23 protein-coding genes are annotated in these 23,908 nt (G+C 41.5%); 15 read left to right on the forward strand and 8 right to left on the reverse strand.

Annotation, left to right across the window (positions count from 1 at the left end):
• Window positions 1–151: 151 nt before the first annotated feature.
• Complete coding sequence (locus tag B4U84_RS19880; protein WP_131120258.1) at window positions 152–1,516, reverse strand: cytochrome P450; 1,365 nt, start codon at window positions 1,514–1,516, stop codon at window positions 152–154.
• A gap of 207 nt (window positions 1,517–1,723) precedes the next feature.
• Between B4U84_RS19880 and B4U84_RS19885 the strand changes: the two genes are divergently transcribed.
• The 4 genes from B4U84_RS19885 (at window position 1,724) to B4U84_RS19900 (ending at window position 4,704) form a co-directional block, all read left to right on the forward strand.
• The gene (locus B4U84_RS19885; RefSeq protein ID WP_017310885.1) at window positions 1,724–2,356 is read left to right on the forward strand and encodes a ParA family protein; all 633 of its coding nucleotides are present in this window, start codon (window positions 1,724–1,726) and stop codon (window positions 2,354–2,356) included.
• Window positions 2,357–2,363: 7 nt separating this feature from the next.
• The gene (locus B4U84_RS19890) at window positions 2,364–2,996 is read left to right on the forward strand and encodes a hypothetical protein (RefSeq protein WP_131120260.1); all 633 of its coding nucleotides are present in this window, start codon (window positions 2,364–2,366) and stop codon (window positions 2,994–2,996) included.
• A gap of 120 nt (window positions 2,997–3,116) precedes the next feature.
• Window positions 3,117–3,506, forward strand: a complete 390-nt coding sequence (locus B4U84_RS19895; RefSeq protein ID WP_017310887.1) for a tautomerase family protein — start codon at window positions 3,117–3,119, stop codon at window positions 3,504–3,506.
• Window positions 3,507–3,789: 283 nt separating this feature from the next.
• Window positions 3,790–4,704, forward strand: coding sequence for a branched-chain amino acid transaminase (locus tag B4U84_RS19900; RefSeq protein ID WP_131120262.1), 915 nt, complete (start codon window positions 3,790–3,792; stop codon window positions 4,702–4,704).
• Window positions 4,705–4,934: 230 nt separating this feature from the next.
• On the opposite strand, the gene B4U84_RS19905 is transcribed toward B4U84_RS19900, so the two are convergent.
• Window positions 4,935–5,843, reverse strand: a complete 909-nt coding sequence (locus B4U84_RS19905) for an alpha/beta fold hydrolase (RefSeq protein WP_131120264.1) — start codon at window positions 5,841–5,843, stop codon at window positions 4,935–4,937.
• 341 nt (window positions 5,844–6,184) lie between these two features.
• Here B4U84_RS19905 and B4U84_RS19910 point away from each other — a divergent pair, with 341 nt between their 5' ends.
• Together B4U84_RS19910 and B4U84_RS19915 are read left to right on the forward strand one after the other, a co-directional pair.
• Window positions 6,185–6,502 carry a carbon dioxide-concentrating mechanism protein CcmK gene (locus tag B4U84_RS19910; protein ID WP_017310890.1) on the forward strand — a complete coding sequence of 106 codons (318 nt, stop codon included), beginning with the start codon at window positions 6,185–6,187 and terminating at the stop codon, window positions 6,500–6,502.
• Between the two features lie 136 nt (window positions 6,503–6,638).
• Window positions 6,639–6,989, forward strand: coding sequence for a carbon dioxide-concentrating mechanism protein CcmK (locus B4U84_RS19915; RefSeq protein WP_131120266.1), 351 nt, complete (start codon window positions 6,639–6,641; stop codon window positions 6,987–6,989).
• A gap of 1 nt (window position 6,990) precedes the next feature.
• Here the strand turns inward: B4U84_RS19915 and B4U84_RS31960 are convergent, their stop codons facing one another.
• Window positions 6,991–7,113 carry a hypothetical protein gene (locus tag B4U84_RS31960; protein ID WP_278248346.1) on the reverse strand — a complete coding sequence of 41 codons (123 nt, stop codon included), beginning with the start codon at window positions 7,111–7,113 and terminating at the stop codon, window positions 6,991–6,993.
• 91 nt (window positions 7,114–7,204) lie between these two features.
• On the opposite strand from B4U84_RS31960, the gene B4U84_RS19920 reads away from it, so the two are divergent.
• Together B4U84_RS19920 and B4U84_RS19925 are read left to right on the forward strand one after the other, a co-directional pair.
• The gene (locus B4U84_RS19920) at window positions 7,205–7,420 is read left to right on the forward strand and encodes a toll/interleukin-1 receptor domain-containing protein (RefSeq protein WP_131120268.1); all 216 of its coding nucleotides are present in this window, start codon (window positions 7,205–7,207) and stop codon (window positions 7,418–7,420) included.
• 920 nt (window positions 7,421–8,340) lie between these two features.
• On the forward strand, window positions 8,341–9,525 hold the full coding sequence (locus tag B4U84_RS19925) for a HetZ-related protein 2 (protein ID WP_017310894.1): 1,185 nt from the start codon (window positions 8,341–8,343) through the stop codon (window positions 9,523–9,525).
• 202 nt (window positions 9,526–9,727) lie between these two features.
• On the opposite strand, the gene B4U84_RS19930 is transcribed toward B4U84_RS19925, so the two are convergent.
• From B4U84_RS19930 to psbD, 3 genes are all read right to left on the reverse strand, one after another.
• Window positions 9,728–9,940 carry a helix-turn-helix domain-containing protein gene (locus B4U84_RS19930; RefSeq protein ID WP_017310895.1) on the reverse strand — a complete coding sequence of 71 codons (213 nt, stop codon included), beginning with the start codon at window positions 9,938–9,940 and terminating at the stop codon, window positions 9,728–9,730.
• Window positions 9,941–10,283: 343 nt separating this feature from the next.
• On the reverse strand, window positions 10,284–11,669 hold the full coding sequence (gene psbC / locus B4U84_RS19935) for a photosystem II reaction center protein CP43 (protein WP_017310896.1): 1,386 nt from the start codon (window positions 11,667–11,669) through the stop codon (window positions 10,284–10,286).
• Window positions 11,653–12,708, reverse strand: coding sequence for a photosystem II reaction center subunit D2 (psbD, locus tag B4U84_RS19940; RefSeq protein ID WP_017310897.1), 1,056 nt, complete (start codon window positions 12,706–12,708; stop codon window positions 11,653–11,655). The genes psbC and psbD overlap by 17 nt, the downstream gene beginning before the upstream one ends.
• Window positions 12,709–13,103: 395 nt before the next feature.
• On the opposite strand from psbD, the gene B4U84_RS19945 reads away from it, so the two are divergent.
• The 7 genes from B4U84_RS19945 to B4U84_RS19980 all read left to right on the forward strand — a co-directional run bounded on the left by B4U84_RS19945 (window position 13,104) and on the right by B4U84_RS19980 (window position 21,413).
• A complete protein-coding gene (locus B4U84_RS19945) occupies window positions 13,104–13,673 on the forward strand; it encodes a photosystem I assembly protein Ycf4 (RefSeq protein ID WP_017310898.1) in 570 nt (189 codons plus the stop codon).
• 131 nt (window positions 13,674–13,804) lie between these two features.
• Window positions 13,805–14,623: a peptidylprolyl isomerase gene (locus tag B4U84_RS19950; protein ID WP_131120270.1), complete on the forward strand. Its 819-nt coding sequence runs from the start codon at window positions 13,805–13,807 to the stop codon at window positions 14,621–14,623.
• 198 nt (window positions 14,624–14,821) lie between these two features.
• A complete protein-coding gene (locus B4U84_RS19960) occupies window positions 14,822–16,012 on the forward strand; it encodes a beta-ketoacyl-ACP synthase (RefSeq protein WP_131120274.1) in 1,191 nt (396 codons plus the stop codon).
• Between the two features lie 192 nt (window positions 16,013–16,204).
• Entirely contained in the window at window positions 16,205–17,647 is a 1,443-nt protein-coding gene (locus B4U84_RS19965; protein ID WP_131120276.1) for a folate/biopterin family MFS transporter, read from the forward strand.
• Window positions 17,648–17,875: 228 nt separating this feature from the next.
• Entirely contained in the window at window positions 17,876–19,396 is a 1,521-nt protein-coding gene (locus tag B4U84_RS19970; protein WP_131120278.1) for a carotenoid oxygenase family protein, read from the forward strand.
• Between the two features lie 319 nt (window positions 19,397–19,715).
• Window positions 19,716–21,005 (forward strand): Glu/Leu/Phe/Val family dehydrogenase, encoded by a 1,290-nt coding sequence (locus B4U84_RS19975; RefSeq protein WP_017310903.1) that lies wholly within the window; start codon window positions 19,716–19,718, stop codon window positions 21,003–21,005.
• Between the two features lie 15 nt (window positions 21,006–21,020).
• The gene (locus B4U84_RS19980; RefSeq protein ID WP_131120280.1) at window positions 21,021–21,413 is read left to right on the forward strand and encodes a hypothetical protein; all 393 of its coding nucleotides are present in this window, start codon (window positions 21,021–21,023) and stop codon (window positions 21,411–21,413) included.
• Here the strand turns inward: B4U84_RS19980 and B4U84_RS19985 are convergent.
• Together B4U84_RS19985 and B4U84_RS31675 are read right to left on the reverse strand one after the other, a co-directional pair.
• The gene (locus tag B4U84_RS19985) at window positions 21,410–21,940 is read right to left on the reverse strand and encodes a DUF421 domain-containing protein (RefSeq protein WP_017310905.1); all 531 of its coding nucleotides are present in this window, start codon (window positions 21,938–21,940) and stop codon (window positions 21,410–21,412) included. The genes B4U84_RS19980 and B4U84_RS19985 overlap by 4 nt on opposite strands.
• A 125-nt stretch (window positions 21,941–22,065) precedes the next feature.
• Window positions 22,066–23,908 (reverse strand): ATP-binding protein (locus B4U84_RS31675; RefSeq protein ID WP_131121014.1); only part of this gene is annotated, 1,843 nt, incomplete at its 5' end.

Genomic DNA, 23,908 nt, shown 5'->3' on the forward strand with positions numbered 1-23,908 from the left:
CGATACAATCGCAATGTAAGTCGATACGATACAATCGCAATGTAAGTCGATACAATCGTAATGTAAGTCGATACAATCGTAATGTAAGTCGATACAATCGTAATGTAAGTCGATACATTCGTAATGTAGGTCAATTTAGAATCGCCTGTGTTTACACCTTTACCTGTGACGTTGCAATCATCTGCATTCCCGCAGGTGTGGCTACAGTTAGACCCCGACGTACTGGACGCACTGGACGTTTATTAACTAAAGAAACTTGATACTGAGACACAATAGTTGCTAATACTAATTTCATTTCATACATTGCAAACGCCAGACCTACACAGCGACGATTTCCACCACCGAAAGGTAAAAATTCATAAGGGGAAAATTGTCTTTCTAAAAAGCGTTCTGGTTTAAATTGCTTTGGTTGTGGGTAGACTTGTTCGCGATGATGTGCCATGTAAATACTCGGAACTATGACCGTACCCACTGGCAATTTATAACCAATAATTTCAATAGGAGATTTGACAACTCGAAAGAAAGCAGTCATGACAATTGGGTAAATTCGTAAAGTTTCTTGACAGACTGCTGTGAGATAGGGTAGCTTGGCGATCGCGTTTGGTTCTGGCTGATCTCCTAAAGTATCTAATTCTTCCAGTAATTTTGTTCGTACTTCTGGTAAATAATCAAGCCAGTAAAAAGCCCAAGTCAAAGCCGAAGCTGTAGTTTCATGACCTGCAATTAACAGCGTCATCAATTCATCGTGTAATTCTTCGTCTGACATCGCTTTTCCATCGATATCCCGCGCAGACATCAATAAACTTAAGATATCTTGGCGATTATCAATAAATTCCGTCCGACGTTGGCGAATTAAAGCATAAATAAGTTCATCAATTTGTTGTTTGCGCCTTTCCATTATTGCCCAAGGACTCCATGAGCCATAATCTTTTTGTAGAAACGGAAAAAAGAAACCTGCTGACATTAAGGGAGCGCTAACAAATTCCAAAAAAGCAGAAACCAATTGCTGGAGTTCTTCTAAACGCTGCCCTTCTTCCAAACCAAAGACTACCCGTAATATTACCCGCAAGGTGATTTCTTGCATGGAAGAGCGGATATTAAACGGTTTATCAATTTGCCATTTATTACTTACCTGTTGAGCAATTTCACGGATAGTTTCACCATAAGCGCGCATCCGATCACCGTGAAAAGGAGGGGCTAAAAGTTGACGTTGACGCTGGTGGCGATCGCCATCTTGTAAAAGTACAGAGTAATCACCAAACATAAATCTTAATACTCGATTTCCTCTGCCTACTTCAAAATGGCTAGGATTAGCGGTAAAAATCTGCTCTAGTGCTTCGGGTTGACTGAAGTAGATTAGGGGAGGATTATTTTTGTTCTTACCCCACAGAGTAAAATTGTCTCCATAGACTTTGGCTAAATCTTCAACGTATTTGACTGGTTGAAAAAGTAATTTCAGTCGTCGCTGTAATGGGGGTATGTTGGGGCTAACTGGCAAATTTTGAGTTACTGTCATAGCTACTTTTTTCTACTTTATTATCCAGCAGTTCTCAATCCATTGTGACAATTTCTCTTCCCCAATCCCCAATCCCCAATCCCCAATCCCTAATCCCCGATCCCCGATCCCTGATCCTCAATCCCCAATCCCCATTTTCAAAACAGTCTATTCTTGATGTCACACAACGCGGTATATTCGGTGAAGAGAGCATCGTGAAATTAATTTGTGCCTAGAATTATTGCTATCCTCAACGGTAAAGGGGGAGTTGGGAAAACAACCACCTCAGTCAACCTAGCTGCAACTTTTGCAGAAGCACAAAAAGTTCTTCTGGTAGATGCAGATGTTCAAGGATCTGCTAGTTGGTGGTATAGGCGTAGTCAAAACGGTATGGGATTTGATTTATCTCAGGCGACAGATCCCCAAAACTTAGCTGGTCTGCGTAAGATAGAAGGATACGATTTAGTGGTGGTCGATACACCTCCAGCGTTACAGTCTACAAGCTTAAAAGCGGTAGTTGCGATCGCAGACTATTTAGTTTTGCCCACACCGCCAGCACCGATGGATTTAGCTGTTCTCATTGATACAGTTAGAGAAGCAGTCACTCCTGCGGGGATTGCTCATCGGGTGCTTCTGACTAAAGTAGATACGCGTAGTTTGGGGGAAGCGTTGGAAGCACAAAATACACTCATACAGTTGGGAATTCCAGTTTTTAATGCTTTTATCCGTACCTACAAAGCTCATGAACGAGCAGCACTAGAGGGTGTGGCGATTACTAAATGGCGAGGGAAAAATGCAAAAGAGGCACATTCAGACTATCGCCGCGTAGCAGAAGAATTACAACGTGACTGGAGAAAATAAAAATATCATGGCTACTAGAAAACGTGTTGCTGACGTATTACAAGAAGAAGCGCATAAAATATCATCACCAGAAATAGAACCAGTAATTGATGTTGCTGCTGAGGAAGTACTAGAGGAGACTAACTCAACCACAGAAGAATCTGCTGCTAAAAATAAACGCACAACTCCAACTAAAACTGATTTAGAAACTACCATCAATCAGTTACAAACTTCTCTGGAAGAAACACGCCAAAACGAAGAAAAATTCCGACAACAACTGAATGAATTGCAATCAGCTTTATCTGACAAAAATACAGCTATCAAGCAGTTGCAGACTTCTTTAGAAGCAACACAGCAAAATCAAAAAAATCTGCACACAGAAATTAGTGACTTGCAATCAGCCTTATCTGAAAAAGATAAATTAGTGGAACGTCTTACAAAAGACCTGGAAGAAGCCAAGCAAGCTGCTGTACAACTTGCACAAGCTAATTCTCAGCTTACAGAAGAGATTAATAATTTAAATAAATCTAAAAAAGAAAAAGAAATTCCTAAAGCATTGACCTACAGAAAATCACACCACGCATCCACACCACAAAGAATACCACCTCAACCACCTACCGAGCCAGCAGATAATTCTAATCAAATGTGGTTGCTTGATTAAAGGGAAGCATCCCAATTTTGCAAATACTTGTACTTAAGGTTGTGCCTACAGCGTGATAACACATCTATACATTTGGGATGCTCGCGATTAAAGTTAATTCAGTGAAGAATACAAATCTCAATGGCACAAATCAAAATTTATGGCACTGCTTCCTTTATTCGTCAATATCGCAGTGCCATATCTGATACTATTCATTCTTGTATAGTGGATGCTTTAGCCTACCCCCAAGATAAACGCGCTCATCGCTTTTTTCCTCTCGAATCAGAAGACTTTATCTATCCATCGGGACGTTCCGATAGATATATCATCATAGAGATCAGTATGTTTGAAGGGCGCACAACCGCAACCAAGAAAAAATTGATATATACGTTGTTCGACAGCTTATTAGAAAAAGTTGGAATCACACCAAACGATGTAGAAATTACAATCACAGAAACCCCAAAACATAATTGGGGTATCAGAGGAAAAACAGGAGATGAGTTAGAACTAAATTATAAAGTAGAATTGTAAGTCTACTTGACAAAATAAATATATGCCAGCCAGGAATCATTCGTGAATAGAATCAGCTTCCATCTATCTTGATTTCAGTGCATTTTCACCTATTATTAGCCCGCAATTAATTGCAGGGCGCGATAATGGCACAAAATCAGGTGTTGAATTCCACACAAATTGACAACACTATCTTTACTAATCATCAGGCTGAATAAAATCTTATTTTTCAAGTATACTCATAGACTAAGTATTTTCCCAGGGCAACTGGGATTGCATAGTTGAAAATCACAGGAAAATTTTTATGTACAATTTCTTACCTTTTGCTTACTTTCAAGATAAATTAGTACCTTTTCAAGAAGCAACAATTTCCATTGCTACTCACGCTTTACATTATGGAACTCTCGCTTTTGGTGGAATGCGTGGTATTCCCGACCCTGAAAACTCTGCACAAATTTTATTATTTAGATTAGATCGTCACTGTCAAAGATTAAGTCAAAGTGCCAAATTCTTACACTATGATATCTCAGCCGAAAAAATTAAAACAGGTATAGTCGAATTTGTTCAAAAAAATCAACCTACCAATTCTTTCTATATTCGTCCCTTTGTCTTCACTTCTGATTTAGGCATTGCTCCGAGGTTGCATAATATAGATAGAAGCTTCGCTATTTATGGATTAGAATTAGGAGATTATTTATCGCCGGAAGGAGTTAGTTGTCGAATTAGTTCCTGGTGTAGACAAGAAGACATTAGCTTCCCATTACGAGGTAAAATTAGCGCAGCTTACATTACTTCTTCCCTCGCCAAAACAGAAGCAGTTGAATCTGGTTTTGACGAAGCAATTTTAATGAATTCCCAGGGGAAAGTTAGTGAAGCCTCTGGTATGAATATTTTTATTGTGAGAAATGGCAAAATTATCACCCCTGGCTTTGAACAGGATATTTTAGAGGGAATTACACGAGATAGTGTAATCACAATAGCCCAAGATTTTGGTATTCCAGTAGTAGAACGTCCTGTAGATAAGTCTGAGCTTTTTATTGCTGATGAAGTATTTCTCTGTGGTACAGCAGCTAAAATTGTACCAGTCAAAAGAATTGAGAATTATTATTTATCAGAACATCGACCAATCGCTGAAAAACTCAGAGATAAATTAACTGCAATTACAGAAAATAGAGATCCTAATTATCGCGATTGGGTATATCCAATTTCTCTGAAGTAGGTTTGAATATCATCAATCTAATCAGCTTCACAATCAATATTTTTATGCTTTTACGCCTATCTTGAGGATAGGCGCTAAAAGACATTATTAATCTACAAATTCTAGTCAATATTTAAGTAAATCGGTATGAAATAAACATACCTAAAATCCTTATCAATGGCAAATGATAAATGACGACCATAACTAGTAGAGACGAGCCATGGCGCGTCTCTACATTTGTGCCGACTTACTTAGATTTGACTACTAAATTCTAAAATATGCTCTCCAGTCACTTGCGGTTGCTCTAAATGAGGAATATGACCACAATCTTGAATCCATATTAACTTACTATTAGGAATCGCTCTGTTAAATCTTTGAGCATCTTTAGTACCTAATATTCGATCAGAATCACCCCATAAAATTAGTGTTGGGGGCTGAATTTCTCCCAACTTTTTAAATCTAAAAGCAGTGTAACCACCACTTTTAGTAAAGGCGATTAAAGCTTGTTGCCAATTGGGACATTCTAAATGTAAAGCTGCACATAATTGAGCATCTATGGTAGCTAATGTCTTATTTTTATAAGCAGCACGACTAATACTTTGACGTACTTTAGGATGACGCAAAAATTGAGCAGCTAAATAATCTAACGGTGGAAACATATATTTAGCTAATGGTGAACCACCGATTAAACCAGCACTATCAATTAAGACTAATTTTTTGACTATTTCGGGATAGGTGAGTGTAAAGTCAATCGCCGCCGCACCACCCATAGAAGCACCAACCAAAATTATCGGTTGGTCAATCAAGGTTTTCCAAAAATGATAAAGATGAGTTTTGATTTCTGCTGTACCAAACTTGATTCCTGCGGGTCGATTTGTAAACCCAAAACCTAATAAATCTACTGCCCAAGTTTGATGTTTTTCTGCCAACAATGGGAATAAACGGCGATATTCCAACACAGAACTATCAAAGCCGTGAATTAACAGCAACGGCGTTCCACCAGTACCACTCTGCACATAAGTTGTGAGAATTGGTTGGGAACTTAAGGGAGTGGCGATCGCTATTTGTTTGATACTTTCAGCTAGAGTAATGGAGGTGGATTCTGTAAGTTGCCTAATTGCAGCAATTCCAATCCCTGATTGGGACTCAGACTGAATCATTTCGACCTCCAATGAATGACAAATTATAAGCGATCGCAGACTAGAAACTGGAAGTCAGTAAATAATCTGCTTAAGTTTCTAGTCTCCAGTCATAGACTTCATTACAATTCATAAACATATCATAAGAAAACTACAACTGTTGTTGGTCATTGGTCATTGGAAACAGACTTGTTAAATAATTCCCCCCACACTTCCCACACTTCCAGACGCGATGAATCGCGTCTCTACATTACTTCCCACACTCCCAGACGCGATGAATCGCGTCTCTACATTACTCCCCACATTCCCCCAACATCGTAGAATAAATATCACATCTGCCCAAATATTTGGAGAGTTGAGCCATGCCATTAGCGGTTGGAGTGATCGAAACTTTAGGTTTTCCCCCTGTATTAGCAGCAGCAGACGCAATGGTCAAAACTGCTGAAGTTACCCTTGTATACTATGGTTTAGCAGAAAGCGCTCGTTTTTTAGTCGCGGTACGAGGACAGGTTGCTGAAGTAAAAAGAGCAGTCGCAGCAGGTATTGAAGCCTGTAACCAGGCTCAAGGTGATGGTGGTCAGCTAATAACCCACTATATTGTTCCCAACCCACCAGAGAATGTAGAATCTGTTCTACCCATACATTTCACTCGAAAATCAGAGCCATTTCGGATTTTTTGAATAAGTTCCCAAATTATCCAGTTTACTTATTTGTCGGAACAATAAAGATGATAGATTTAACTCTATAAATTATGTATGAACCTTCGTACAATTAATTGGTAGCGCCACATACTTTTACTGATATAGGAGACAACCAATGCCACTACAGGCAGTTGGATCAATTGAAACTAAGGGTTTTCCTGCCGTATTAGCTGCGGCAGATGCGATGGTGAAAGCAGGTCGAGTCACCCTCGTAGGTTATATAAGAGCTGGTAGCGCTCGTTTTACTGTGAATGTGCGAGGTGATATTCAAGAAGTGAAAACTGCGATCGCTGCTGGTGTAGAAGCAGTAGAAAACGTTTACGGCGGTGTCCTAGAAACCTGGGTCATTATCCCTCGTCCTCACGAAAACGTCGAAGCTGTTCTACCAATAGGCTATACAGAAGAAGTCGAGCAGTATAGACTCGCAGTGGAAAATCCCATAATATCCAGACGTAATAATCTTTAAATTAGTGCAAAAAAGCAGCAATTCCATATTGGTTTAAGGCAGCTGTTACTGAATTATAGGTTGTTGCTCGCCGCTGACCAGAATCGTTAGGCGACGAAGGAAAATGCAAGTGCAATGAAGTCATACAAAATTTTTGTATCACATGGTAGCTACGATTCTTGGTTGGCAGAGCAAATTGTTAAACAATTGTCAGATCGAGTACATGAGGTGCAATCATGAAGGATCTCTTCGTCTCCTATGCGAGCCAAGATAGTTTAAAGGCAAAAGAACTTGTTTCCAACTTGAAGGAAGTTCAAGTAAGCGGTTGGCTCGATCAGGCAGATATTGCTACTGGTGAGGAAATAAGCTCTGTATTAAGAGATAGTATCAGGAAAGCAAGCGCTGTATTGGTTCTAATTTCACCAGCCTCAGTAAATAATCGATGGGTTTAATTTGAAGTTTCCGCCGGGGAGGCACTTGGCAAAACAATAATTCCAGTCATAATTAGTGGTGAAAATATTGAAAAAAAATTGCCATCTAGTATGGCGGACATTATGTACATTGACGCTCGCAAACGATCTTTAGATGAGGTGGTATCTGAAATCAAGAGAGCCGTGAATGCATGAAATTGCCTAACGCCAAGCATGACATGAACTAGAACTAAGCTTATGTTACAGTCTACAGTCTAACTTCTGATTACTGTTGACTAATTTTATGGTTAATGCATAGTTGTATACCGCTACAAAAGTTCAAAACTTTTATAAAGACATTCAGTAGTTTTAAGTTTTTACCATTCAATTAAAAGTACCCTAAAGGGTACTATGAAACTTTTGATCGCTTTTTGAGAATAATTTTGTATGGTATTTACTCTCAAATTATTTTGAGCGACAAGGTCATGTTGTTTGTATGGTATTTATGTATTTTTACTAAATGTATTGTTGCTAAAAATACATATTTTATTGCTTTTCGATCAAGTAAAATTTTTCTTACCTGAAAAATACGAGAGTATATTCCACAGGAGCGAAACTAAATGAGCAAAAATCACGTCTAGACATTAGAGCAAATATGGTTGCCAATAATAAATAAGGCTAAAGAAGGCTGAATTTCAGTCTTTGAATAAGCATTTATCAGTATGATGTCTAAGTTGAGAAATAAGTTGAGTTTACAAAAATTAAATATTCGAGTGACGAGGGAAATTGCTAAAAGAGCAGGATTTCCGGGAATATGAAAATGAAAATATTATGAAAAAGCAGAAGTAACTGCATAAAACCAGTGAGGCAAAACGTAATAAAGGTAGAAGCACGTAGATGTTCAATCGGGACATCATGCTATTGGAAGCAACTACCAGTCAAAAAGTTGAGTGAGGTAAAAAATGGAGGTTGTGATGCAGCAAACTTTAAAACCGGGTTTCGGGGAGCGCAATCTCACTATGGCTTCTGAAGCGGATAAGGTAGCACAGTTTTGGCGTAAAAGGCTGGAAGTTGATTGTCCAGAACAACCTATAGCCAGTAAAGAAAGCATTGTTCGCTGGCTATTAGGCAGCAATCAACAGCGATTTGAAGATCCAAAACAATTAGATATTCTCAAACAAGCAATGGAATATCGCTGGAAGATTTTAAATCAGCGTTATTTGGGTAAAGGACGAGAAGCAGCTTATAAGAATTTACTAACTCGGTTGGGAAGTTTAGTCACATTACGAAATAAAATTCAGACATGGGTGGCTCTGAGTCGCGATCGCCAACGCTCAGTTTTGGATGTCTTGCAAGAAGTGATTCAAGAACTGCTGCAAAGCGATAACTACATGCAACAGCAAATGGCTTTTATCTCAGAATTTACTACCGATCCACGCTTACGGAGCGCTCTGTTATTTGCTAGTGTAGAAGAATATTGCCTGCGACCAGTACGTAATCAACCTCTGATAGTTTATAGATTTGTAAATTTTTTACGTCGTACCCAGCGTGGTGGGTTAACCCAAGTACCTGGTAGCGATACGGTCAGACTAGTCTCAGAAGAGATTCTGACTGACGACAACGATAACCGGGTAAACTTGGTAGATACCCAAGCGATCGCAGAATATCAAGAAGCACAAGAACAAGAAGAACAACAAACACTGCGACAATCGATCAAGGACGAATTTGAAAATTACTTACTAGAAAATCTGGGACAAGAAGCAGTAGATTGGTTACGGCTATACTTACAAGGTCAATCCCAAGATGCGATCGCCAAAAAATTAGGTAAGCCGATCAATGTAATTTATCGACTGCGAGAAAAAGTTAGCTACCACGCAGTACGTGTTTTTGCTCTCAAAGACAAACCAGAACTAGTTGAATCCTGGCTAAAAACATCATTAAAAGAGAATAATCTCGGACTGACGCCAAACCAACTTGAGCAATTGCATGAAAAATTGACCCCTACTCAGCGCCAGGTTCTAGAACTACGACGAGCAGACAAAAGTATAGAAGACATAGCAAAAAAATTAAAAATCAAAAGTCATCAAGCAATGGGTGAATGGACTAAAGTCTACTTGATAGCTCAGACCTTAAGAAGCGAAGAGTAGGGTATGGAGGATTGTTGGTTGTTAATTGCACAATAGGGAGTTTCCCCGCTACTACACGACTGTAGGGTTAGTTACTCCCAACGATAAGCAAGAAACTACTACCAACAGCTAGCCATTTAACAGTTAAGTATTCCCAATATTGAATCCAAATTAAGCTTTTCATCACTTGTAGCTAATTTAACTTTTATTTATCTAAGTATTCCTACTGTTCCTGCTCGTCGATATAAAACATATCGCCTAGCGACACATTAAATAACTTGCAAATCTTAATTACCGTTTGATTATCCAAGCGACTGAAGCGATTATGGTACAACCTTCCAATAATCGTTGGACTTAACCCAGTTCGTGCTGCAACTTCTTGCTGAGTTAAATCCTGTTTATCCATGTAATCTCGTAATTTACATTTTACATCCATAAGTTTGAACTCTATTCAACAGCATATTTAGTTTATAACTATATGTTAACAACTATCTAGCTTATTGTTGACATTTAGCTATATAGCTATTATATTATAAATATTGGCGTTCTCGAAGGGTAGCACGAAGTACGCAACTACGTTGCTGCTTATCAGGGGCTTTCACGCTCCCGCTAAGTCTTTTGTAATGGTGAGGTGATCAGCAGATTTTTGTTGGCAAAGATGCTGAAGTGATAGCCCAAATTTGGCAGAATCATACCACCTAAAGCCTAAATATGAAAAAGCTCCTGTGTAAAAACAGGAGCCTTTTAACTATTGATTGTCAGTGATGAAACTTTAAAACCTAGTCAAGGTCGTTCATGAACAATACTGGTTCAGTTTCACGGTCAATACCTTTCTCGAAACCACCAGCAGCAGCACGAGCGCGACCAGCGTGCCACAAGTGACCTACTAGGAAGAAGAAAGCTAATACGAAGTGAGAAGTAGACAACCAAGCGCGGGGGTTGACGTAGTTAAAAGAGTTAGGCTCGGTAATAACCCCACCCACGGAATTGATGGAACCGTTGGGAGCGTGGGTCATGTACTCAGATGCACGACGAATTTGCCAAGGCTGTACGTCGTTCTTGATCTTGTCGAGATCCAAACCGTTAGGGCCACGTAGAGGCTCTAACCAAGGGCCACGGAAATCCCAGAAGCGCATGGTTTCACCACCGAAGATGATTTCACCAGAAGGAGAGCGCATCAAGTATTTACCTAGACCGGTAGGACCTTGAGCCGATGCAACGTTAGCACCGAGTTTTTGGTCACGAACCAAGAAGATGAAAGATTGAGCTTGAGATGCTTCAGCGTTGGTTGGGCCGTAGAACTCGCTAGGATAAGCGGTGTTGTTGAACCAAACATAGCAAGAAGCGATGAAGCCCATGAGGGACAAAGCGCCCAAGCTGTAGGAAAGATAAGCTTCACCAGACCAGATGAAAGCGCGACGCGCCCACCCAAAAGGCTTAGTGAAAATATGCCAGATACCACCAGCAATACAAATCAAACCGATCCAGATATGACCACCGATGATGTCTTCCATGTTGTCAACACCAACGATCCAGCCTTCGCCACCAAAGGGAGAACGAGCCAGATAGCCGAAGATCACAGCAGGGTTCAATGTTGGGTTGGTAATCACACGAACATCACCACCACCCGGCGCCCAGGTATCATAGACACCACCGAAGAACATAGCTTTCAGTACCAGCAACAAGGCACCACATCCCAAAAGAATTAGGTGGAAGCCAATGATGTTGGTCATCTTGTTCTTGTCTTTCCAGTCGTAGCCAAAGAAAGAGGAGTACTCTTCTAAGACTTCTGGACCACGGATTGCGTGATAGATTCCACCAAAACCTAGAACGGCAGAGGAGATTAAATGTAGTACACCGACCACAAAATAGGGATAGGTGTCTATAACTTCACCACCAGCGCCAACTCCCCATCCGAGAGTTGCTAAGTGGGGTAATAGGATAAAACCTTGTTCGTACAAAGGCTTTTCGGGAACAAAGTGAGCGACCTCAAATAAGGTCATTGCACCAGCCCAGAAGACGATCAAACCGGCGTGAGCTACGTGCGCGCCCAGTAATTTACCGGAGAGGTTAATGAGACGGGCGTTACCAGCCCACCAGGCAAACCCGGTGGTGTCTTGGTCACGTCCACCTCCCAAAACGCCAGGTCTAGAGAGCGTTACCACGAGGTAATACCTCCTCAGGGAATACAAATTTCTCGTGTGGCTGATCTTGAGGAGCCATCCAAGCGCGGATACCCTCGTTCAGCAAAATGTTTTTGGTATAGAAAGTTTCAAATTCGGGGTCTTCAGCAGCCCGCAATTCTTGAGAGACGAAGTCGTAAGCGCGCAGGTTTAAGGCCAAACCGACAATACCGATCGCACTCATCCACAGACCAGTGACTGGTACAAACAACATGAAGAAGTGCAACCAGCGTTTGTTGGAGAAAGCAATACCGAAAATCTGAGACCAGAAACGGTTAGCTGTCACCATTGAGTAGGTTTCTTCTGCTTGGGTGGGGTTAAAAGCACGGAAGGTGTTTGAACCTTCACCGTCTTCAAACAGGGTGTTTTCAACTGTTGCACCGTGAATTGCACACAACAGCGCCCCACCAAGTACACCTGCAACTCCCATCATATGGAAGGGGTTGAGTGTCCAGTTGTGGAACCCTTGCAAGAACAACAGGAAACGGAAGATTGCTGCGACACCAAAGCTGGGTGCAAAGAACCAAGAAGACTGTCCCAAGGGGTACATCAAGAACACGCTCACGAATACCGCGATCGGAGCAGAGAAAGCGATCGCGTTGTAAGGACGAATCCCTACTAACCGAGCGATTTCAAATTGACGCAGCATAAAGCCGATCAACCCGAATGCTCCGTGCAGCGCTACGAATGGCCACAGTCCACCCAATTGACACCAACGGGTGAAATCGCCTTGGGCTTCTGGTCCCCAYAACAGCAATAGKGARTGTCCCATTGCATCCGCAGGTGTTGATACTGCTACTGTTAGGAAGTTACAGCCTTCTAAGTAAGAAGATGCTAATCCGTGGGTGTACCAACTGGTGACGAAGGTTGTGCCGGTTAGCCATCCMCCTAGTGCTAAAAATGCACAGGGGAATAGCAATAAACCAGACCATCCTACGAATACGAAGCGATCGCGCTTCAACCAGTCGTCGAGAACGTCAAACCACCCTCTGGTAGTACTACGTCCAATTGCGATGGTCATCGAACTCAAATCCTCTTTGTTTACTAAAATTGCACGTTATTGAGGAATTAACGTTTTTTCGACACTACACAAATACTTTTATGTACCTGGTTTTATGAGAAACTACTGCTAGATTCAGTCAGTTTGCCTCAGGGTCGTGTCATTACCCACATCACCAGCTGTAAATTTAGCTAGTGATTCCTTAATGCTTCTTAACTTATCATAAATTTGTCTTGTTTTGTGCCTGATGCATGTGCCTAAATCAGGTATCTTGCACAGACCTATTAAATATTATCAATATCAGAAATTTTACAATTTGACACAAGTTTTCTCAGAAATCTTAAAACAAACTTGCAATAGATCCATAGAGAGTGGCAGACTTTTAAAGGGAATTTATCAAACGCCAAGGTAGTTCCATGACGACATCAACAACCATTAACAAAGACGAACGCGTCTTGCATCAAAAGGTTCTCGGTTCACGTCGGTTGAGTAACTACTGGTGGGCAAGTATTGTAACTTTGGGTGCTACAGGCTTTTTCTTAGCTGCCCTATCCAGTTACTTACAAGTTAATTTACTCATAGTTACCGATCCAACTCAACTTATTTTTGTCCCACAAGGATTAGTGATGGGATTGTACGGAGCAGCGGGTCTGCTTCTGGCTTTGTACCTGTGGTCAGTAATTCTCTTGGATGTGGGCGGCGGATACAACGAGTTTAACCAGGAAACTGGCAAAGTTAAAATCTTCCGTTGGGGTTTTCCTGGCAAGAATCGTCGTATCGAACTTGACTTTAACACCCAAGATGTACAATCCGTACGAGTCCAAATCAAAGAAGGTCTAAATCCTCGTCGTACCCTCTATTTGCGTGCCAAAGGTCGTCGAGATATTCCCTTAACAAGGGTAGGTCAACCGATGTCTTTAAAAGACTTGGAAATTCAGGGAGCAGAATTAGCTAGATTTTTGGGAGTACCTTTGGAAGGTTTGTAAGCTGGTCAATGGTCAATGGTCAATGGTCAATGGTCAATGGTTATTAGTAAAAACTCTGGACTATTGACCCTTGACTACCAAATTTGCAATCAGAAGCTAAGATACACTGGTTGAGTCTATAGAACTAGCTAATGCGGTTAAAATTTTCGGAGCTTTTGGTTGTATTTGTGATTGTCAGTGTCTTAATGGTGGGTGGGTGTTCGACACAACAAGTATCTTCTAATACTTCATCTGCCACACCCACAGCCACGGAGGCAAGCACTAATACAACTACACAGGCAACAGCAGAAACAACTACAGAGACAACATCTGTATCTCAAGCTACACAAGAGGCAATTCCTGGAATGAAAGATTTACCAAGACTTGAAGGCAAAGCTACCGTAGTCATGACCGTCAATGGTTCTCCTATTACCATTGAAGTAGACGGTACTAATGCCCCCATCACTGCTGGTAACTTTATAGACTTAGTACAACGTGGTGTATATGATGGTTTAGTTTTCCACCGAGTTGTGCGTCAACCCCAACCTTTTGTTGTCCAAGGTGGCGATCCCCAAAGTAAAGATCCGAAAGTAGCAGCTAACAGGTTAGGAACTGGTGGTTTTATTGATCCTAAAACAGGTAGTGAACGCTATATTCCCCTGGAAATTAAGCCTAAAGGATCAGACGACCCCATTTACGGCAAAACATTGGAATCAGCTCGCATCAATCAACCACCCGTGTTGACACATAAACTGGGTGCAGTCGCCATGGCGCGATCGCAAATGCCAGATTCTGCTTCTTCACAGTTTTACTTTGCCCTAGCTGACTTAGGCTTTCTAGATGGTAGCTACGCCGTATTTGGCTACGTCACAGAAGGTATGAATGTAGTGAACAAAATTCAGCAAGGCGATCGCATCGAATCAGCCAAAGTCACCCAAGGTGCAGAAAATTTGAAAAATAGTGAAAAATAGGGATCGGGGATCGGGGATCAGGGATCGGGGATCAAGGACTAGGAATGGGTAGAAATTTCTTCCTTGTCCTCTTTGTCCTCCTTGTCCTCCCCGTCTTCCTTGTCCTCCTTGTCCCTCTTCCCCAATCCCCGATCCCCAATCCCCGATCCCCGATCCCCAATCCCCAATCCCCAATCCCCAATCCCCGATCCTCAAAACTTGGTAGAAGTCGTTGTCACTGGTATTAGTTTAGTTTCTGCCTTGGGTCAAAACCTAGCAGATAGCTGGCAGCAATTGCTAGCAGGCAAATCTGGGATTAAAATTTGTCAACCATTTCCAGAATTAGAACCACGTCCTCTTGGGTTAATTAACAAGCAACCAGCACAGTTGAGATTACTGACTCAACAGCTGGTTGCTTCTGCTTTACAAGATGCAGGATTAGTTTATCCTCTGCCAAATTGTGGCGTTGTTATTGGTTCGAGTCGCAGTCATCAGGCAGCATGGGAAGAGATGATGAAAAATAGGTGGGAAAAGAGTAAAGCCCAAGAGGGAAAGGAAATATTAAATTCCTATCCCCTATCCCTTATCCCCTATCCCCTATCCCTAGATAATTGGCTAGACACCCTCCCACATATGAATGCGATCGCAGCTGCAAGACAAATTGGTGGGACTGGAATTGTTTTAGCACCGATGGCGGCCTGTGCTACTGCGATTTGGGCGATCGCTCAAGCTGCATATTTGATTAAATCTGGACAATGTCATCAAGTCATGACAGGAGCAATAGAAGCAGCAATTACGCCTCTGACTTTGACTGGGTTTCATAAGATGGGCGCCTTGGCTAAAACTGGCGCATATCCCTTTGATTTGCGCCGTGAAGGCTTAGTTTTAGGAGAAGGGGGAGCGATCTTGATTTTAGAATCGGCGGAATCAGCAAAACAGCGCCAAGCCAAAGTGTATGGAAAGATACTTGGTTTTGGCTTAACAACAGATGCATATCATTCCAATACTCCAGAACCAAAAAGTCAGAGTGCGATCGCCGCAATTAAGCAATGTTTGCAACACAGTCACTTAACGCCAAAAGAGATTGATTATATCCATGCTCATGGTACGGCTACGCAAATTAACGATCAATTAGAAAGCAAATTGATACAAAAATTTTTTTCTCAACAGGTGGCAGTTAGCTCTACAAAAGGAGCTACAGGACATACTCTCGGTGCATCAGGAGCTTTAGGCGTGGCTTTTTCTCTGATGGCGTTACAGCAACAAATATTACCACCATGTGTAGGCTTACAGCAACCAGAGTTTGATTTAAATTTGGTAAGAGAAGCACGTGAAAGTAAAGTTCAACGGGTATTGTGTTTTAGTTTTGGGTTTGGGGGGCAAAATGCTGTATTAGCACTAGAAAAATAAAAATTCAAGATTTAATTTGTCTAATTCAAAAAATAAATAGCCCGTAAATTTTATTTACTAAATTTTACAAGTTTGTTTGTAAGTTCTCTGTGATTTCAACAGATTTTGACTGATAAACGCTTCTCTTACACGCCATTTAGATAAAACAGATATGATAATAAAAGTCGATAAAACTTAAAAATTATTTATCTAATGCTGGTTTCCTCCTCTGGCTTGTCCAAGGTCAAAGAATCAATAAAAGAAAAGATTTTTTTTGGCAATGAACCAACAGCCGAATTAATTGCCATTCTTACCGTTTACTTTGTCCAAGGTATTTTGGGGTTGGCACGTTTAGCCGTCAGCTTTTTTCTCAAAGATGAACTAGGACTAACTCCAGCCCAAGTATCAGCCTTAATGGGTATAGTTGCCATACCCTGGATTGTCAAACCATTATTTGGTTTTATTTCTGATGGCTTGCCCATTTTTGGCTATCGAAGACGACCGTATTTGGTGTTATCAGGGATCATCGGAGCAGCTTCTTGGGTGAGCCTAGCCACAATTGTTCATACACCCGTAGTTGCAACAGCAGCGATCGCTCTTGGTTCGGTATCTGTTGCTGTGAGTGACGTCATCGTTGACTCATTAGTTGTGGAACGAGCCAGGGTAGAATCCCAGGCAGAAGCAGGTTCTTTACAATCCTTATGTTGGGGTGCTTCCGCCTTTGGTGGTTTGATGACAGCTTACTTTAGTGGTGTACTCTTAGAGCATTTCAGTAATCGCACCGTATTTTGGATCACCGCCTCTTTTCCCCTCATAGTTTCAGCAGTAGCTTGGTTAATTGCTGAATCTCCAGTCAAGAAAGATGTCAACACCACCCACAACCCCAACTTCCAATCAATCAAACATCAAATTGGACAACTACGCCAAGCCATTACTCAAAAAGCTATTTGGCTACCAACAGCATTTATTTTCATCTGGCAAGCGACACCAACTGCTGAATCAGCCTTTTTCTTCTTTACTACAAACGAATTACATTTTCAACCAGAGTTTTTAGGAAGAATACGCTTAGTAACTAGCGTTGCTTCCTTAGTTGGTATCTGGATCTTTCAACGTTTTCTTAAAAGCGTCGCTTTTCGTGTCATTTTTGGCTGGAGCACCGTTCTTTCAGCCGCTTTAGGAATGACAATGTTGCTCCTGGTAACTCATACAAACCGGACTTTAGGCATTGATGACCACTGGTTTAGTTTGGGTGATAACCTAATTCTCACCGTTATGGGACAAATTGCCTATATGCCAGTGTTAGTACTAGCAGCCAGACTTTGTCCATCGGGAGTAGAAGCAACATTATTTGCTTTGTTAATGTCAGTGATTAACTTAGCAGGACTGCTTTCCTATGAGTTAGGTGCAGTATTGATGCATTGGTTTGGAATTACAGAAACAAATTTTGAAAAACTATGGATTTTGGTAATTCTAACTAACCTCAGTACTTTATTACCATTACCCTTTCTCAACTGGTTACCTGCTGCTGAGTCTCAAACAGAAACATCCAAAAATTTACCACCAGCCTCAGTACCGGATCATGAAGAATCTTTTGTACCCAATATGATGCCGGAATTGATGCTGCGAGAACTAGAGTCAGAAGTAGTTAGGGATTAGGGGAAAGGGGATCGGGGAAAGGGGATCGGGAACTGGGTATGAGGTAACAAGCTCAACAATTTCTTAAATTTTGTTCCCGAATTGTTCCCGAAGGATATTTTGAATTGATATGTCCCCCTTTCTTTATCCCTAATCCCCATTCTCCGTTACCCCTTCGCCCCTAATCCCCGATCCCCGATCCCCATTCCCCGATCCCCTTTCCCCGATCCCCGATCCCATTTTCAAGATATGCAAACTTTTGAAACTCAAGAACTAATTTCTCAAATTTCTACAAAACCTTATAACCGTAACGATTGGCAAGGTGGATATAAATCTTTAAAACAAGAATTTGATTATTGGATAGATGACATAGAAGGGCAAATTCCACCAGAACTTCATGGTACTTTATTCAGAAATGGCCCTGGTTTGTTTGATATAAATGGGCAACCAATTCATCATCCTTTTGATGGGGATGGGATGATTAGTCGTATAACATTTGCAAATGGTCGCGCCCACTTCCGCAATCGCTTTGTCCGCACTGATGCATATTTGGAAGAACAAAAAGCGGGTAAGCTTCTCTATCGTGGTGTTTTTGGTACACAAAAACCAGGTGGTTGGCTAGCAAATGCCTTCGATTTTAAACTCAAAAATATTGCTAATACCAATGTGATCTACTGGGGTGACAAACTGCTCGCTCTGTGGGAAGCAGCAGAACCTCATCGCCTTGATCCTCATACACTAGACACCTTGGGTAAAGAATACTTTGGCGGTGTGCTGTCAGAAGGTGAAGCATTTAGCGCTCACCCCCGCTTCGATCCAAGTTGCGAGTTCGATGGTGGTAAACCTTGTTTGGTAAACTTTTCTATCAAAGCAGGGCTATCCACAACTATTACTATTTTTGAGTTAAACACAACAGGCAGAATTGTAAGAAAGCACGCCCATAGTGTACCGGGTTTCGCCTTTATTCACGATTTTGCTATTACCCCAAACTACTGCGTATTCTTTCAAAATCCCGTGAGTTTCAATCCCATACCTTTTGCTTTGGGAATACGTGGTGCAGGCGAATGTGTTAAGTTTCAACCGAATCAACCAACGCGAGTCATCATTATTCCTCGCCGAACCCCTCTAAAATCCTCCCTTGAGAAGGAGGGACTAGGGGGGGTGCAAATTCTCGAAACTCACTCTGGTTTTGTTTTCCACCATGCTAATGCTTTTGAGCAAGGAAACGAAATTATTATTGATTCTATTTGCTACGAATCTTTACCAGAAGTTGAACCAGAAACTGATTTTCGACAGACTGATTTTGATGCTCTCAAGCCTGGGCAACTCTGGCGTTTTCACCTTAATCTCCAAGACAAGACTGTACAGCGAAAGTTAATAGAAAGTCGCTGTTGTGAATTTCCAACTTTGCATCCTCAAAAAGTGGGGCGGGAGCATCGTTATATGTATATTGGTGCTGCTCATGCTCCCAATGGTAATGGTCCTTTACAAGCATTTTTGAAGATGGATCTTGACTCAGGAGAACGACAACTCTGGAGTGCTGCACCCAAAGGCTTTGCTAGTGAACCAGTGTTTGTACCCCGTCCCTATTCAGAAGGGGAAGACGATGGTTGGGTGTTAGCTCTAGTTTATGATGCCAGTTGCGATCGCTCAGATGTAGTAATTCTAGATGGCCGTAATTTTAACAAAGGGCCAGTAGCAAGGCTACATCTTAAACACCATATTCCTTACGGTTTACACGGTAACTTTACTTCTGAGGTGTTTGTTTAAAGGTGTAGGGGTTGGCTCTTTTATACCCTCATATGCTTACACTCATATACCCCTAAACTCCTACGCCGACTTCTACCACACATAAAAAAGAAAATGAACACAGATAAAAAGTATGTTTTTTATCTGTGTTCATCTATGTGTATCTCTGGTCACTCTATATTACTATCTGGGAAGCGAGCAAAAAAAGTTACATCAAAAAATTTTGTAACACCAGCTACAGAAATTAGATTTTTCTCAAAAATAAAGGTTAGCCTAGATATAGACCTCCGGTTCCATAAGCAAAAGATTTTGTGGAAGCGTGATTGAGAGAAAAAACTCTATGATTAATACTTCTATACAATCACTGGAAGCTCCTTCTCCAGCGTATATTTGTCCATTAGATCAAGCTTGTAGCTATTTAGAAGCAGCAGCACGAGAATTAAAGCTAGATCAGGGTCTATTGGAGGTACTGAGTCATCCACGTAAAGTAGTTACAGTCTCCATTCCTGTAAAACGAGATAATGGCGAAATACAAATTCTAGCAGGACATCGAGTCCAACACTGTGATGTCTTAGGGCCTTACAAAGGTGGGATTCGTTACCATCCCGCTGTAACGCTGCGGGAGGTATCAGCCCTAGCAATGCTAATGACCTGGAAATGTGCGTTACTAAATATTCCTTACGGTGGTGCCAAAGGAGGGATTGCTCTTGATCCAAAACGTTATAGCTTGGCTGAATTAGAACGGCTCACCCGACGATATACCAGCGAATTAATCAAAGATATTGGCCCCAGTGTAGACATTCCCGCACCAGATATGGGTACTTCTGCCCGTGAAATGGCTTGGATGATGGACACTTACTCTGTCAATGTTGGTCATGCTGTTCCGGGAGTTGTGACTGGAAAACCGCTATCTATCGGTGGTTCACGGGGACGGGAGATGGCAACCGGACGGGGTGTGATGATTATTGTCAGGGAAGCGCTAGCTGACCAGGGTAAGTCTTTGGCAGATGTGCGAGTAGTTATCCAGGGTTTTGGTAACGTCGGTAGTGCAGCAGCTTTGTTAATGCATAAAGCAGGAGCAAAAGTGATAGCTGTATCGACTGGGTCTGGAGGAGTTTATTCAGAAACTGGTCTTGATATTCCTGCTTTGAAAGCCTATGCTGCTGAAAATCGTAGAAGCGTTATTGGCTTTCCACAAGCAATACCAATTAACAATGCAGAATTACTAACTTTACCTTGTGATGTCTTAATCCCCGCAGCTTTGGAAAACCAAATCACAGAAGACAATATGAATCAAATCCAAGCCAAGATAGTTGCAGAAGCGGCTAACGGGCCAGTGACTCTCGTCGCTAGCCAATCGCTAGAGGCGCGTGGGATCACTGTACTACCAGATATCTTGGCTAATGCTGGCGGTGTGGTAGTCAGTTATTTAGAGTGGGTACAAGGTCTTTCTTATTTATTTTGGGATGAGGAACGAGTCAACCGCGAATTGGAACACTTGATGGTGCAAGCATATCGTCAAGTGATTAACCATTCCAAAACACGACAAATTTCTTTAAGGTTAGCAGCTTATACCTTAGGAGTTGGTCGGGTTGCTCAAGCTTTAACTGATAGAGGTTTGTATCCTTGAGCATGTTGAATCTATATGAATCAGCTTTTAAAGACAGAGCTATTCTGTATTATTCTGTCAGCTAGCTTGCTAGTAGATTCTGCTACAGCTAGTATGAGCAAGACAAATTTCGTGAGTCAGCTTTCACGACAACAAGTAATTCAAAACCAACAAATCGAGCAAGAAAGACAACGACAGCAACAACAACGTCAACAACGACAACGTCAAGAACAAGAATGGCGACAACAACAACAACAACAATGGAATCAGCGACAGCAACAATGGCGACAAAACCAAAAACAAGAGTGGGAACGAGTTAGACAACAAGAACAGAAATGGCAGCAACGCCAGGAGGAATTGAGACAAGAGCAACAAAGACAACGATTATGTCCTGATATGCCATCTTTTTCCGTGACGAATTGTTTCTAAGGATTTGATTTAAGCATTGAATTAGTCGGGGATTCTTGGCGGATGACGCTAATACAACCATCCGCCTCCATAAATGCTCTTTTGACATCTTTAAGAGATTCCACACCTTGCTGACGTAGTTGGCTCATTAATTCTTGTTCAGTGATTAGTTCCCGTTTCATGTGACGATCAATAATGTGACCATTTTTTACTAATAGCAATGGTGGTGGATTTAAAAAGCGCTGAAAAGAGGGAAATTTATATCCCAACCAGTTTAAAAAATAACTCCAAAATATGACAGTTCCAACTAGAATAGCGCCTTCTGTAATTGAGGTATAGTTACTTGCCATTGCATTTTGAGCTGCTTCTGCAAACAGCACAACTACAAGTAAATCAGCAATACCCAGGGTTCCTAATTGTCGGCTAGGGAGCAAGCGTAATACTGAAAACAATGCCAAGTAAACAATCGAAGCACGTATAATCAGTTCAGCAATTGAAATGCTAGGAATAAACATTTCTTGCCAATTAATGTGAAACCACATATCCATTAGAGTTTTTATTGATTTACTAATATTGATATCTTCTATTACTTAGTAAAAGCAAAAATTCCAAGTATTGCAAAACCCGTAGGACTGATATATATACTGACTAAAGTAGTAAAAACGCAAGTTCCTTAATTGTTTGTTTCTTCTAAGACTTGTTTGATAAATCTTTGGACTAAAGGTATTTGTAAAGCATTGCCTTCTGGAGTTACAATTTCTTTTCGGATCAGTTTTTTGACAATACCTTGGTCTTGTGCTGTGGGGATTTGTCCTTGAATTAAACGGCGAAGAAAATTTTGTTCGTTCTCCTGCAAACTTTTCCATATACCTTTGTCTTGTGCTGTGGGAGTTTTTCCTTGAATTAAACGGCGAAGAAAATTTTGATCGCTCTTTTGTAAACTTGTCCATAATTCTCGGAAATACTGATCACCTCGCTCTAGTACTGTGGGAATCACAGCTTGGACATCTGTGATGGAGACGCGAAATTTCGCGTCTCTACAAATCGCCTCTAATTCTCGCTTGTTTTCCCTAATATCTCGATTCAGCAGTTCTATCACTTCGTAACACATTAACTGGACTAAATAAGGTTGGCAGCGAGTTAGTTTGATAATTTCATTTACAGCCTCTGGTGTATAAATTGTTGGGAAATTCTCAACTGGTTCTAATATCAATTCACGGGCAGATTCTTCATCCAAAAAACTTACACGGATAGTACGGGTATTAATTAGATAGTCGTTCCAATAAGACGGAAGTTCGGCAACTTCATGAGAGCCACTGAAAAGCAAAGTCCACTGGCGACGGTGTTGCAGGACATTGCGGAGAAAATTTAGTGGTACGCGGCTACCTGTTGCCTCTACTACTTCACTGAGGCGTTCAAATTCATCCAAGTTCAGAAGAAAACGCTTGCTGGGGTAGGTACGTTCTATTTCTCCCAGCCAATTTTGCAGGGCGATGAATGGATCTGTTTTAATTTCCTTTGGGTAAGGCAAGTCTAAACGTTGGGGTAAGCGTCGGGCAGTTTCTATAATTTGTGTAGCGAGATTTTCTGCTAACCCTGAGAGTGTTGTTGCTGATGCTGCTCCCTGCAAATCAACCAGCAACGGTACAAGTGTAGAGTCTACTTTGTAAGGCAGATACTTGAGAGCAGAAGTTTTACCAGCCCGACGCCCACCATAAAGTAATAACACTGGTGGCTGATCTGCAAGTGACAAAGTTTCGATTTCCCGAAAAATATCAATGCGTCCTTTAAAGCGATGTTCCGCTGTTTCCGGATCTAGGGCGTTACCAGCTATATAAACTTGGATTATTTCCTGTCGCTGCTGCGCTTTTTCCTGTAAAGTACGCTGCGCTGTTTCCAGAATCGCTAGCCATGGATCAGTGATTTGACGATAACCAGTAGCCAACTGCGGATTTTGCTCAAAAGTTAGACTGTTTTGCAGTTTTCGCAAAGCACTTATAGGACGGTTCAGCAATTCAGTTTGACGAGACGGCGAAGTTGCTGCAACTGCTGCCTTTACATCCTGGCTAATGTCTAGTAATTGGGGCAATGCATTGCCTAATTCTTTTGGTGCTGGTGAGGGAATCCAATTGAGTTGGTTAGGAATTTCTGCAATATCGCCCAGTGTCTGACATCGGCTGAGATTATCTATAGTAATACCAGCCATAGCCTGTGCCGCAACCTTTTGTTGATTAGTGGAATTGATCAAGTAATCAATCGTCTCGCGGGCAACACTTGGGCTTTCTCGATAGGCTTTAATAATTAGCTTATCGATAAAAGGCAGGAGCAAGATAATTTTTTCATCAAAACGAGGTGGCAGATAACCCAGCCATTTCCCGCCATCCCTGTGTCGGGATAACACAAAGTAGAGGATCAGCATCCAAAGAAATTCCGGTAGCCAAAAGTAAAACCGTAGCGCACCAAGAATACACGCCACGCCTCCTGCCACGCCAAAAGCCACGCCTAAAGCCACGCCA

The organism is Westiellopsis prolifica IICB1, from assembly GCF_004323185.1.
Classification (GTDB): Bacteria; Cyanobacteriota; Cyanobacteriia; order Cyanobacteriales; family Nostocaceae; genus Pelatocladus; species Pelatocladus prolificus_A.

Excerpts from the sequence above, each read along its gene's own strand:
- B4U84_RS19880 (WP_131120258.1), bottom strand. The coding sequence starts at position 1,516 with ATGACAGTAACTCAAAATTTGCCAGTTAGCCCCAACATACCCCCATTA.
- B4U84_RS19890 (WP_131120260.1), top strand. The coding sequence starts at position 2,364 with ATGGCTACTAGAAAACGTGTTGCTGACGTATTACAAGAAGAAGCGCAT.
- B4U84_RS19895 (WP_017310887.1), top strand. The coding sequence starts at position 3,117 with ATGGCACAAATCAAAATTTATGGCACTGCTTCCTTTATTCGTCAATAT.
- B4U84_RS19900 (WP_131120262.1), top strand. The coding sequence starts at position 3,790 with ATGTACAATTTCTTACCTTTTGCTTACTTTCAAGATAAATTAGTACCT.
- B4U84_RS19905 (WP_131120264.1), bottom strand. The coding sequence starts at position 5,843 with ATGATTCAGTCTGAGTCCCAATCAGGGATTGGAATTGCTGCAATTAGG.
- B4U84_RS19910 (WP_017310890.1), top strand. The coding sequence starts at position 6,185 with ATGCCATTAGCGGTTGGAGTGATCGAAACTTTAGGTTTTCCCCCTGTA.
- B4U84_RS19915 (WP_131120266.1), top strand. The coding sequence starts at position 6,639 with ATGCCACTACAGGCAGTTGGATCAATTGAAACTAAGGGTTTTCCTGCC.
- B4U84_RS31960 (WP_278248346.1), bottom strand. The coding sequence starts at position 7,113 with ATGACTTCATTGCACTTGCATTTTCCTTCGTCGCCTAACGATTCTGGT.
- B4U84_RS19920 (WP_131120268.1), top strand. The coding sequence starts at position 7,205 with ATGAAGGATCTCTTCGTCTCCTATGCGAGCCAAGATAGTTTAAAGGCA.
- B4U84_RS19925 (WP_017310894.1), top strand. The coding sequence starts at position 8,341 with ATGGAGGTTGTGATGCAGCAAACTTTAAAACCGGGTTTCGGGGAGCGC.
- B4U84_RS19930 (WP_017310895.1), bottom strand. The coding sequence starts at position 9,940 with ATGGATGTAAAATGTAAATTACGAGATTACATGGATAAACAGGATTTA.
- B4U84_RS19945 (WP_017310898.1), top strand. The coding sequence starts at position 13,104 with ATGACGACATCAACAACCATTAACAAAGACGAACGCGTCTTGCATCAA.
- B4U84_RS19950 (WP_131120270.1), top strand. The coding sequence starts at position 13,805 with ATGCGGTTAAAATTTTCGGAGCTTTTGGTTGTATTTGTGATTGTCAGT.
- B4U84_RS19965 (WP_131120276.1), top strand. The coding sequence starts at position 16,205 with ATGCTGGTTTCCTCCTCTGGCTTGTCCAAGGTCAAAGAATCAATAAAA.
- B4U84_RS19970 (WP_131120278.1), top strand. The coding sequence starts at position 17,876 with ATGCAAACTTTTGAAACTCAAGAACTAATTTCTCAAATTTCTACAAAA.
- B4U84_RS19975 (WP_017310903.1), top strand. The coding sequence starts at position 19,716 with ATGATTAATACTTCTATACAATCACTGGAAGCTCCTTCTCCAGCGTAT.
- B4U84_RS19980 (WP_131120280.1), top strand. The coding sequence starts at position 21,021 with ATGAATCAGCTTTTAAAGACAGAGCTATTCTGTATTATTCTGTCAGCT.
- B4U84_RS19985 (WP_017310905.1), bottom strand. The coding sequence starts at position 21,940 with ATGGATATGTGGTTTCACATTAATTGGCAAGAAATGTTTATTCCTAGC.